Origin of the sequence: Aerococcus sp. UMB1112A (assembly GCF_030230715.1) — a bacterium.
In the GTDB taxonomy this organism is placed as follows: Bacteria; Bacillota; Bacilli; order Lactobacillales; family Aerococcaceae; genus Aerococcus.
Window position 1 is genome coordinate 244,516 of the sequence record NZ_JASPDS010000001.1, and the last position, 11,717, is coordinate 256,232.

The window sequence follows — 11,717 nt, forward strand, 5'->3', positions numbered from 1 at the left end:
CTTTCATTGCGATTCCTATGCGCTCCGCTCTTAGACATCAGCAGCGCCTTCAAACTTTAACACTCCACCTATTATAGCACAAGGCCCTCCCAAAGAAAAAAGCCCCAGATCTCTGTCTGGAGCTCATGCTATTATTTACTGATACTGCAGTTGCTTGTCGCCTTGGTAGGCAGCATCGATAGTACCCCCACCCAAGCATTCTTCCCCGTGGTAAAAGACAATAGCTTGGCCTGGTGTAATCGACCGGGCAGCTTCTTTGAAGGTCACCTTGGCTGTTCCATCGTCTTGAATTTGGACACGGACAGGCAGGTCCTTTTGCCGGTAGCGGGTCTTGGCTGTACATTCAAAATCCTTCTCTGACCAATCATCCTGGGTAAAGGAAAGGTCGCTGGCTGCTAGCCAATCCGCATAGAGCATGGGATGGTGGAAGCCTTGGCCTACATAGAGTTCATTCTTAGCTTGGTTCTTACCAATAACAAACCAAGGCTCATTGCCCTTGCTAGTCCCACCAATGCCTAGGCCCTTACGTTGGCCAATGGTATAGTACATAAGCCCGGCATGTTCGCCCATTAGCTGGCCATCCAGGGTCAGCATCTTGCCAGGTTTAGCTGGCAAGTAATTGGAGAGAAAGCCCTTGAAATTCCGCTCCCCAATAAAGCAAACGCCTGTGGAATCTTTCTTATGGGCAGTAGCTAGGTCATTTTCTTCAGCGATTTGACGGACTTCCGATTTCTCCAAGTGGCCGATGGGGAAGAGAGCTTTCTGCAACTGCTTTTGAGACAATTGGTTCAAGAAATAGGTTTGGTCCTTATTGTTATCCTGGCCTCTCAGGAGGTGGACACGACCATCCTCATCACGGCGGACTTGGGCATAGTGGCCCATAGCGATATAGTCCGCTCCCAACTCTTCAGCATAGGCTAAGAAGGCCTTAAATTTAATTTCTTTATTGCACATCACGTCCGGATTGGGTGTCCGGTCCTTCTTATATTCATCTAAGAAATAAGTAAAAACCCGGTCCCAGTACTCTTTCTCAAAATTGACGGAATAATAAGGAATGCCAATCTGTTCAGCAACCTTAGCTACATCTTGGTAGTCTTCAGTCGCCGTACAGACACCATTCTTATCCTTTTCATCCCAATTCTTCATGAAGAGGCCAATGACTTCATAGCCCGCATCTTTCAATAAGAGCGCGGAAACGCTAGAATCTACCCCTCCAGACATGCCGACAATGACACGTTCTTTCTTTTCTTCTGACACAACATCACCATCTTTCTTTATAAATTTACGATTGAAGGTCGCATTTGTGTTGTGTTAACATCTCCCTATTTTACGGCCTCCCCAGGGAAATTTCAAGTGAGAGACCATGACAAAAAATCCTCCCTCTTTTAAAAATATCGAAACTTTTTAGCAAAAATCTGTTTCAATAGTTCACGGACACTTGCTATAGCTGTTCGACGCATAGCGACTTACAGATATAGTATACCTTAGCTGATTCAGTCCTAAGCGACTTTTATCACACTCCCATAACAAAAAAATGGACAAATAAGGGCTTTCATGTTATAACTCTCCTAGGGTTTAAACTGCGCGATAATAGAAAGAAGGCATGACATTTATATGTTAGAAAGCATTAAAATTAATAACGAAGTAATTGAATTACTCCAATTTCTATGGCAAACCGTAGCGGCTGGAAACAAGGTCAGCGATTCCTACATCTCAGATATTGTATCGAATCCCGCGATGGAAGCCATTTATACGGAAGACTTCAGCCAAGAAACTGCCCGGATGGTTCTTTCTGCTATCGTTAACAAGGAACCTCTAGCAGAAGCCAGTCCGAAAGCTAAGGAATTTTATGACTTTAACTTCTTTAACGCCGATGATCCGGGTAACGTTGAAATGATGCTCCCTATTGTTAAACAATTAAATGTGGATCAATTAAAGGATGACTTTAATGACGAGACGCGTTTCCATAAACTCATTATCAATTTCGTTGGAGCCTATGATATCAGCCATGTGATTGAAGAGAACGTTTTAACCATCAACTTCTTCAAGCTCGGCATTGATTGGGCGACCATGGACCAAGCCCTCATCGAAGGCCAAAGCCTTGAAGACTTTATCCAAGCTTGCGCCAAAGAAATCCTCAATTAAAACAAAAAAGTTAACTCTAGAAACAGCTGGCCCTTTCACCAGGACCTCTGAGCACTAAGCAAAAAATAGAGAGGCTGGAATTTTTATTCCAGGCTCTCTATTTTTCTTTGTTTCATAATAAAGCCGTACAGCCGCTTCAGCCAAGGCTCGCTTAATCAGAGACTACTTGGATGATTTGGTATTTTTCCATGTCGGCTAAGATAAAGTCCAAGGCCTCAACAAAGTCTGCCATACCATCTGACTTAAAGACATTGACCGTTTTTAAGCCTTTTTGATTGGTCACATTCATTTTAAGCCCCGTTAGCTCTTTGTCCACAGTGATCTTCAAGCGCACGCTACGGGCACTGGCGAAATCAGGCTTCACTTCCTGGTCATATTGGAAATTGCCTGATTTTGTTTCAGCAAAATGATAGTCGCGCAAGCTATATTTTTTACAGTCAGGGTGGAGCTGGTAAACTTTAGCTCCCCCTGGTAACTTTGCGGTTTTTGGATAAGCCATAGAATCCTCCTTATGAATCAAAACTAGCTAATAAATCAAGCACTTGGTCAAGCTCAGCCTGACTGGTATGCGGATCAAAAGATAGGCGCAAGCTTTGACGAATGCGGTCATCTTCTTCCCCATACAAATTGACCAAGACGCGGCTAGGCTCTAAAGATCCCGCACTACAAGCAGAGCCAGCTGATAAGTAAACATCTTGGAGGTCACACTTGATCAGGGTTTGGTCACTCGGGTGTCCCGGCCAATAAATATTTAAGATATTCGCCAGTTCGGCTTGTTTAGGCCCGTTAATTTGGAAATTGAGCCCCCGCGCTTCAGCTCCATCGAGGAAATATTGGCGTAGAGAGCGCAATTTTTCCATCCGCTCAGCCAGATTATCCTTGGCCAAGTCAACCGCCTTGGTCAAGCCAGCAATGAGCGGATAACTTTCGGTAGAGGCTCGCTTGCCGTGTTCCTGGCCACCCCCGGGCAGGTAAGACTTGAAGTTCTGCTTACTGTCTCGGTAGTAGAGAAAACCGATTCCCTTAGGCCCATGGATCTTATGCGCTGAAAGAGCCAAGGCATCAATGTGGAGGGCTTCCACATCAATCGGTACCTTCATGTAAGTTTGTACCGTATCGGTGTGGAAAAAGATCCCTCGCTCCTGGCAAATCTTCCCGACCTCCTCAATCGGTTGGAGACTGCCCAATTCATTATTCCCATGCATGATCGATACAATAATGGTATCTTCATGCAAGGCCGCTTGGAAGTCATCTAGCGAAATATGCCCATCTGGGTCTAGGTCTAGATAAGTCACGTCAAAACCTTGTTCTTCCAGGCGGTGCATGCATTGGTAGACGCTTGAATGCTCCACCTGGCTTGAAATAATGTGGCGCCCCTTCGACTGCAAGCGCTCAGCAGTCTCTAGAAGGGCCGTCGTATTCGCTTCCGTTCCGCTTGAAGTAAAGATAATATCCTCCGCCTTGGCATTCAAGGTCTCCGCAATCGTGCGCCGGCAGGACTCAATCTTATGGCGGACGTCTCGACCTAATTGATAAGTGCTTGAAGGGTTGCCAAAATCATTCAAAAAGGCATCTGTCATGCAGGCCACCACATCCGGATGGACGGGAGTGGTGGCAGCATAATCTAAGTAAATAGACAAATCTGATTCCTCCTTAATCTTTAAATGTTTTTTCAGGGAAAAGATAGGCAAGTAGGTCTTTGGAGATACGTCGTCCCTTGCCCTGGGCTGGGTAAATATGCATCATCATCATGGGATTATAATTGGCTTCAATTAAAGCATAATTATCTGCCTGGGCAGCTTGATGGCGGTCTCTGATCATCAAGTCAAGTCCCGTCACCTTAACGTCTAGGGCCTGGGCCATTTGGCTAGCTAGCTCCAGGTAGGAAGGATCCATATCGTCCGTCACATCGATGGAATCGCCCCCTGTTGAAATATTAGAATTTTCTCTTAAAGGAACGATTTCATCCGCTTCAGGGACACTATCGAAGTCATAGCCGTAAGCTTCTAAGACCAAAGCCGCGGACCGGTCTAGGCTGATCTTTTCCAATGGGGTCCGGTGGTTCTCGCCCCGCTTAGGATCCTGGTTCTTAAGGTCAACCAGTTCGCGGATACTGTGCTGGCCGTCTCCTTTAACAAAGGCCGGAACTCGGAGCAATACGGCTAAACACTTGCTATCGAGAACGAAGAAACGGTATTCAGTCCCCTCAGCAAATTCCTCCACGAGAACAGTATCATCATAGCCAAAAGCAATATCAAAAGCTTCTCTAAGGCCTTCCTGGCTAGCCCCTTCTTTAAAGATAGAAATGCCTACCCCCATATTCGTCGATTTGGGCTTGACCACGACTTTCTTATCCACAAAGACCCCTGCTGCAGACTGGGCAGCGTCTAGTGAGTTAAAAGTCTGGCTCTTAGGCACCGTAAAACCGGCCGCCTGGAGCAAGTCCTTGGTCACGACCTTATTGCCCATCAAATAATAAGAGATCAGCGAATCTTTGCCCGTAATATTAGCATTTTTAATATATTCCGTATGGTCCCGGTAGGTCAGGGCAATTAATTGGTCTTGCCGGTCCAAAATATCAATCCACAGGCCTTGCTGGATCGCATCTGCAAGTAGGATTTGAGTCGATAATTCCATATCCTCAAAGCCCCCTAAGAGATAGGGATGGGTAAGTGCCGCTTCCTTATTGGCCTTGGCACGGTCTAAGTTATTTGCTAACCAAGTGTCGACGGTCGGATTGTTTGTCACCAAACGTCCACTCGGGGTAAGGCTAGGATCCAGCAGACGCTGGCGCATGCTGTCAATGAGCGGATTGAGGGTCTCGGAAACGCCTAAGCTTTCCACCATATCGGTCATGCCCTCTAAGAGGCTGAGTCCTTCTTCCTGGTAAGCGGTTGGCTGGAGCGTTTCTTCTTCTGCAACCTCTAACTTCATCTCATAGCCCTGGTAAACTTCAGGCATCTGGCAATCCATATCGGCCCATACGAGGTAGAGGATGAAGTATTTCATGAAACGGATGTCATCCAGACCAATCCCATAAGCTTCCTCCGCTTGGATATCGAAGAGGCGAAATTCCAGATACTTAATTCCTGTCTCCAAGAGACCTCGAGCTTGCTTAGCCCCGCGCAAACGGACATTGGAGTAGAATTCCTTCTCAGCAATCAGGCGGCCATCCTTGACATTGGCTTCTAATTCTTCCACATAGTCTGGAAGGTTATCGTAGGTGTAGGTCACATCTTTCTTATTAACATAGCCCAAATGGGAATTGCGGATGCTCCGGATAGGATGGGGGAAAATATCCTCTGCCCGATTATAGAAGGAGGCATGGGCGCTCGGAGTCGCGCCAAATAAATAGACAATCAACCACTCATAGCGCAAGAAATTGCGGGCTAAACGCAAATAAAAGGCCGTTGTAAATTCTTTGATGGAGGCATAGCCCTGGTCATCGGCCTGGTAGAAGATTTCTAGCAGGTCTTGGTCAAAACCAAAGTTAAAATGAATGCCAGAAATCATTTGCACCTTCTTGCCATAAGCCTTAACCAAGTACTCTCGGTAAGCCACATCTTCAGCTTTGTCGAGGTCAGCCACATGGATGGCATCATCTTCTGGTAAAACCGGAGGCATGCTAGAAGGCCAGAGCAATTCATCCTCTGCCAATGATCTTAAAGCTACTTGGTGGATGGCCTGAAGCCAATGGTAAACTCCCTCTTCTGAATAAACAGGAGGAGTCACCAACTCCAATTGGGACTCCGCAAAGTCTCTTTGGATATACTTGTTATCTGAACTGCCATCAACAGCAGATGGATGGGGACTTCGTGCTAAGTCTCCATTTGTTTTGATACGATGGCCTTCCCGCTCAATACCGAGCGACACATGCTGGAAGGCGGTTTTCAGTTCGGGGTGTGCATTAAGGAAAGCTTGAAAATGACGCATACACAGCTCCTTCTCTCTTTTTATAAATTTAGATAGACTATATGACTATTTTAGCACGGGGATCTGGTATTCGCACAGATTTAAACTTAATTTAATTATTTTTAGTAAGTAAATTCCTTTCAGTCTTGATTTATAGTATATTAGAATAAGAAGATAAACTAAAGGAGGTAATCATATGGCCCAAGCAAAAGCCCCGCTCGCTTATCGGATGCGGCCTCAAAAAATCGAGGATATGCTCGGCCAATCCCACTTAATTGGCCCCAAACAAATTATTCGGCGGATGGTGGAAGCCAACCGTCTTAGTTCTATGATTCTCTATGGTCCACCTGGAACGGGTAAGACCAGCCTGGCCCAGGCTATTGCTGGGTCACTCGATATCCAACTACGCCAGCTCAATGCTGCAACCGACACTAAGAAAGACCTCCAGCAAGTCGCTGCCGAAGCTAAAATGAGCGGGCAAATCATCCTGCTCTTAGACGAAATCCACCGCTTGGACAAGGCCAAGCAAGACTTCTTGCTCCCCCACTTGGAAAACGGACGCATTATCCTAATCGGTGCGACGACTGAAAACCCCTATATCAGCATTAACCCAGCCATCCGTAGCCGGACGCAAATCTTCCAGCTCGAACCCCTCAGCCAGGCTGATATCAAGCAAGGCCTAGAGAAAGCTCTGGCCGATGAGGAAAGAGGGCTCGGCAAGCTTGCCATTCAAATCGATGACGTTGCCCTAGACCACCTGGCCCAGGCCTCAAACGGAGACATCCGCTCTGCCCTCAACGCCTTGGACTTGGCAGCTCTCTCAACCCCTGAAGACGACCAGGGCCAGATCATCATTGACCTCGCAACAGCCGAGAATTGTATCCAGAAGAAGTCCTTCAGCCACGATGCGGATGGCGACCAGCACTATGATGTCATCTCCGCCTTCCAGAAGAGTATTCGCGGGTCAGACGTTGATGCCGCCCTCCTCTATGCGGCCCGTTTGATGGAAGGGGGCGACTTAAAAGTCCTCTGCCGTCGCCTCTTAATTACGGCTTACGAAGATATCGGTCTAGCCAATCCAGAAGCCTGCCAGAGAACCCAAGCAGCGGTCAATGCCGCCCTTCAAGTCGGCTATCCGGAAGCCCGGATTCCCCTAGCTAATGCCATCATTGACCTGGCCCTATCCCCCAAATCCAATTCAGCCATCAAGGCCATCGATGCTGCCCTAGCTGATGTCCGCCAAGGCAAAGCTGGACTCGTCCCCAAACACCTGCGCGACGGCCACTATGCAGGCTCTAAAGCGCTCGGCCATGGCCAAGGCTACCGCTACCCCCACGACTACCCAAACCACTGGGTCGCCCAAAACTACCTGCCTGACACCCTCAAAGGTAAACATTACTACCAGGCTGGTCAAACCGGTAAGTACGAACAAGCCCTCGGACAGATGCAAGCCTACCGAGAAAAATTAAAAAAGGGATAAGTTAAAAGTTTCAGGCGTAATCGCTTGCATTTTCTACGATCTAATGATAAATTATAAGAGAAGAGTTCTGAAGTGTACGTGTTATTCCTTTAATGTGTTGACCGAACAAATTTTACTATCTAGGGATTCGTGAACTCCAGTGGAGGACACGCCCCATCACGGGGAAGTCTGAAGCTGGATAGCGAAACCCACCTGCACTTAAGAGAGCGGGTTCAATACAGATAGAGCACACGGCACCTGTCGGAGCTCTTTTTTTATTTTTTCTTATTGAGCTCTTATGAAAAGGCTTGTGAAATCTTAAGCTTACAGCGATGAAATCGATTTAATTTTTTCAAAAAGATGTTATAATAGAGGTAAAGAAGGAGTGTGATCACTATGTATCAAGAGTATTCACGTATTTTAGCCCCTATTGATGGTTCTAAAGAAGCTGAACTAGCTTTCAAAAAGGCGGTCCATGTGGCAAAGCGCAATAACGGTGCCCTAGTCATCGCTCATATTATTGATACACGTGCTGTCCAAACCCCAACCGGCTATGAAGGCGCCTATACCAATGAATTAGTGGAACAAGCTTCTAGCGTTCTCAATGATTACAAGACCTACGCTGAAAAAGAAGGTGTCCAGGAAGTTGAAACCATTATTGACTATGGTTCACCAAAAGTTCAAATTGCTAAAGACCTAGCCTTGGAAAAGGAAATTGATCTGATTATGATCGGGGCAACGGGGCTGAATGCAGTTGAACGCCTCTTCATCGGTTCTGTTTCAGAATACGTTATCCGCAATGCGCCTTGCGACGTCCTAATCGTCCGGACTGACCTGGAAAACAATGAATACCATCGTAAATAGTATAAGATTATAAGAGACAGGCTTAGCGCCTGTCTCTTTTTCAAAGTAAAAAAGCGTGCCTCTGACTCAGCTGAATCAGAAAGCACGCTTTTCTTATAATAGTGATTGACTCTAGATATTACCTAGACGTACAGTATCGCGGACGATCATCAATTCTTCATCAGTCGGAATTGTCCAGATAGCTACCTTGGAATCATCAGCTGAAATCTTAGCTTCATCTCGGGTATCATTGCGTTCGCTATCTAACTTAATACCAGCCCATTCCATGTCTTTACAAATTTCTTCACGGAAGGAAGCAGAGTTTTCACCGACACCTGCAGTGAAGACAATAACATCAGCTCCACCCAGAACGGTTAAGTAGGAACCAACATATTTACGAACACGGTCATAGTAGATATCTAAAGCAACTTGGGCACGTTCATTGCCTTCAGCGGCAGCTGCTTCAACGTCACGCATATCAGAAGATACGCCTGAGATACCCAATAAGCCGGACTTCTTATTCAAGATAGTAATCATTTCATCCATGCTGAGGCTTTCTTTTTCCATGATGTATTGGAGTAAGGAAGCATCAACGTCGCCGGAACGGGTCCCCATAGTAATCCCAGCTAGAGGGGTGAAGCCCATGGAAGTATCGACAGACTTGCCGCCGTCAACCGCTGTAATCGACCCACCATTCCCGATATGGCAGGTAATGATCTTGAGGTCCTTAATGTCTTTACCTTCTAATTCAGCAGCACGTTCTGCCACATACTTATGAGAGGTACCGTGCGCACCATAGCGACGGGCTTGGTGTTTTTCATAGTATTCAAAAGGCACAGAATAGAGATAAGCCTTTTCTGGCATAGTGGTATGGAAGGAGGTATCAAAGACACCCACAGTTGGTTTGCCAGGTAGAACTTTTTGGAAAGCACGGATAACCTTAGCTTCTGCAGGGTTATGTAGAGGGGCAAAGTCAGCCAATTCTTCTACTTTTTGGATATCTTCTTCATCAAGTAAGGCAGAGTCTTTAAAGTGTTCGCCCCCTGCCACAATCCGGTGGCCAGAGCCAGCGATTTCATCAAAGCTTTCAATCACCTTAAGCTCTTCTAACTTCTTGAGTAAGTGGTTGATCGCAACTTCGTGGTCTTCAATATCTAGGGTTTCTTCATGCTTTTCCCCTTGGAATTTAACGGATACGATCGAATCTTTTAAGCCGATCCGTTCGATAATACCGGATGAAATCACTTCTTCAGAAGGAACTTCATAGATTGAGAATTTCAAACTAGATGAGCCTGCATTAATTGCAAAAACTTTTGACATACTTTTTCTCCTCTTCACATAAGTTTTTATTATGGTACAACTAAGTACGACACTTTTATTATAACACGTCTTGGCTCCACTTGCTAAAACTGTCTATGAATTTTTCCATATTTTCTTGATCTTTTAGGTCAGGTATATCACCAATGAGCACGTTTTCAGCTTGTTTGGCACCACCACCCTGCTTTTGCACCATGAGGACCGACTTGCGCGCCTTAGCCTGGCGGAAGAGTCCTTCAGGCAGGTTGAGAAAGGCTTGGAAGTAACCAGTCTGGGCGATGGCTTGGACCAATTGAGCTGAATAGTCTTCCTGGAGAATCTGGGTAGGCACTAAGAAGATCCCCCAAGCCCCTTCTTGCATATACTTTAGACTCTGTTCGATCATCAGATAATGGGCATAAGCGTGGGGCGTTCCCTGGTCCATGGTATTGGCTTTGAAGGTCTTGGCCTGTTCATCGAGGGGGTAATAGCCCACTGGCAAGTCAGCCACTACCAAGTCTACTGGCTCCAAGAGTAAATTCTGGAGAACATCGCCGTAATAGAACTTGGCTTGTCGGTCCAAGAATTTAAAGGACTGGTCAGCAATAGCTAAGAGTAGGTCGTCATTGTCATAGCCTACTGAAGCCACTTGGTAGCCCCCTTCTTCAAGCCCCCGCTGGACCATTAAAAGCAGGTTGCCTGTCCCCTCTCATGTCAAGCTTATGACAAAAAAGGAGTTATTGTTATGTAATGTAAAAGAGAGTGATTGCTCACTCCCTTTGCTACTTCCATATTATGTTCAACACTTCATTTCCTTCACAGAATACTGAATCTATATATTTTTCCATCAATTCCCTGGTAAGTTTAGTGTTGTCTATTACTTCTTTTTCTTCTTTTGCTTTTTGTATTTTTTCTTTTATTGCTTGTATCTCTTCATCTATCGAATTTTTAAGATCAATGAATTTTTGTCTATTCATCTTGCCTAATTTATACTTCTCAAAACTTTGCATTTTTTTAGCTTCAAGATCTTCGATAGATTTTTCCATAGGTTTAACTTTTACTTTTTCATCCTTGATTGGATCTTCTAGACCATATTTTTCTTTTATTGCTTCAAATACTTGCTCTTCAATGCTTCCTGCTCTTGAGTTCTTATGTTTTACATTATTACACTTACATATCCTACAAGTAAAATATGTGTGGACTCTTATAGTTCCATCTTGTCTTTTTCTTTTTGATTGAGTACATCCTAGAATGTGATTGCAAGTTGGACATTTTGCAAAACCTTGTAGTGGAGATTTTTTTCTCCATTCATAATCGGTATTTTTACCTTTCATAAATAGATTCTTCTCTTTAATCTTCTGAACTTTTTCAAAGTCTTCTTTAGATATAATAGCTTCATGATTATTCTCAACTCTTCCCCATTCTTCTTTTGGTTTGAATTTAAAAGAAGAGGGATTTAACACTGACTTATCTTGCATATTAAAAGTGTAAGTTCCAGTATAATTTTCATTTGCTAATACATCTATTACATTGCCATTAGTCCATGTTGGTCTAGGTTTTTTCGCAGTTCTAATTATTGAATATTCAAAGTCAAGATTGGTTAATTCGCTCTTTCTTTTTGATGGTGTCGGAATTTTTTCTTCATTTAATATCTTAGCTATATTTCTTGAAGATATACCATCAAGTGCAAGTTTGAAAATCTCCTTTACTATCCAAGCTGTTTCTTCATCAACTATGATTTTATGTCTGTCATTAGGATCTTTCATATATCCCAATGGTGGACTCCAAGCTAAAAATTTTCCTTGTTTCTTAAGTGTAGTCATAGATGACTTTACCTTTTCAGAAATATCTTTTGTGTAGAAATCATATAATAGTCCCTTAAATTGAATATCTAAATCTGTTCCATTTCCTTTTTCTTTGTTGCTATCATAGCCATCATTTATGGCAATGAATCTTACTCCTAGGAATGGAAATATATTTTCAAGGTAATCTCCAAGGGTTATATAATCTCTCATAAATCTGGACAAGTCTTTTACAATTATCGTCTGTATATTATTTTTCT

At 44.4% G+C, this 11,717-nt stretch carries 10 protein-coding genes and 1 other RNA gene; 4 read left to right on the forward strand and 7 right to left on the reverse strand.

Annotation, left to right across the window (positions count from 1 at the left end; translation table 11 throughout):
* Positions 1-135: 135 nt before the first annotated feature.
* On the reverse strand, positions 136-1,257 hold the full coding sequence (gene mnmA / locus QP860_RS01140; protein WP_070620249.1) for a tRNA 2-thiouridine(34) synthase MnmA: 1,122 nt from the start codon (positions 1,255-1,257) through the stop codon (positions 136-138).
* Positions 1,258-1,614: 357 nt separating this feature from the next.
* On the opposite strand from mnmA, the gene QP860_RS01145 reads away from it, so the two are divergent.
* Positions 1,615-2,145 (forward strand): TDE2712 family protein, encoded by a 531-nt coding sequence (locus QP860_RS01145; protein ID WP_070620246.1) that lies wholly within the window; start codon positions 1,615-1,617, stop codon positions 2,143-2,145.
* 151 nt (positions 2,146-2,296) lie between these two features.
* Here the strand turns inward: QP860_RS01145 and QP860_RS01150 are convergent, their stop codons facing one another.
* From QP860_RS01150 to gshAB, 3 genes are read right to left on the reverse strand one after another with little or no spacing between them, the layout of a single operon-like run.
* Positions 2,297-2,644: a hypothetical protein gene (locus tag QP860_RS01150; protein ID WP_070620243.1), complete on the reverse strand. Its 348-nt coding sequence runs from the start codon at positions 2,642-2,644 to the stop codon at positions 2,297-2,299.
* Positions 2,645-2,654: 10 nt separating this feature from the next.
* The gene (locus QP860_RS01155) at positions 2,655-3,785 is read right to left on the reverse strand and encodes a cysteine desulfurase family protein (protein WP_083294422.1); all 1,131 of its coding nucleotides are present in this window, start codon (positions 3,783-3,785) and stop codon (positions 2,655-2,657) included.
* Positions 3,786-3,798: 13 nt separating this feature from the next.
* Complete coding sequence (gshAB, locus tag QP860_RS01160) at positions 3,799-6,078, reverse strand: bifunctional glutamate--cysteine ligase GshA/glutathione synthetase GshB (RefSeq protein ID WP_070620237.1); 2,280 nt, start codon at positions 6,076-6,078, stop codon at positions 3,799-3,801.
* Between the two features lie 175 nt (positions 6,079-6,253).
* Between gshAB and QP860_RS01165 the strand changes: the two genes are divergently transcribed.
* The 3 genes from QP860_RS01165 (at position 6,254) to QP860_RS01175 (ending at position 8,380) form a co-directional block, all read left to right on the forward strand.
* Positions 6,254-7,537 carry a replication-associated recombination protein A gene (locus tag QP860_RS01165; protein ID WP_070620234.1) on the forward strand — a complete coding sequence of 428 codons (1,284 nt, stop codon included), beginning with the start codon at positions 6,254-6,256 and terminating at the stop codon, positions 7,535-7,537.
* Positions 7,538-7,598: 61 nt separating this feature from the next.
* Positions 7,599-7,788: non-coding RNA, 6S RNA (gene ssrS, locus QP860_RS01170), on the forward strand.
* 124 nt (positions 7,789-7,912) lie between these two features.
* The gene (locus QP860_RS01175) at positions 7,913-8,380 is read left to right on the forward strand and encodes a universal stress protein (RefSeq protein WP_067971775.1); all 468 of its coding nucleotides are present in this window, start codon (positions 7,913-7,915) and stop codon (positions 8,378-8,380) included.
* A gap of 111 nt (positions 8,381-8,491) precedes the next feature.
* Here QP860_RS01175 and QP860_RS01180 read toward each other — a convergent pair whose 3' ends face one another.
* The 3 genes from QP860_RS01180 to QP860_RS01190 form a co-directional block, all read right to left on the reverse strand.
* Positions 8,492-9,679, reverse strand: coding sequence for an acetate/propionate family kinase (locus tag QP860_RS01180; protein WP_070620231.1), 1,188 nt, complete (start codon positions 9,677-9,679; stop codon positions 8,492-8,494).
* Positions 9,680-9,737: 58 nt separating this feature from the next.
* Positions 9,738-10,340 carry a class I SAM-dependent methyltransferase gene (locus tag QP860_RS01185; RefSeq protein ID WP_284912046.1) on the reverse strand — a complete coding sequence of 201 codons (603 nt, stop codon included), beginning with the start codon at positions 10,338-10,340 and terminating at the stop codon, positions 9,738-9,740.
* 97 nt (positions 10,341-10,437) lie between these two features.
* On the reverse strand, positions 10,438-11,717 hold a 1,280-nt coding region (locus QP860_RS01190), incomplete at its 5' end, for a recombinase family protein (RefSeq protein ID WP_284912047.1).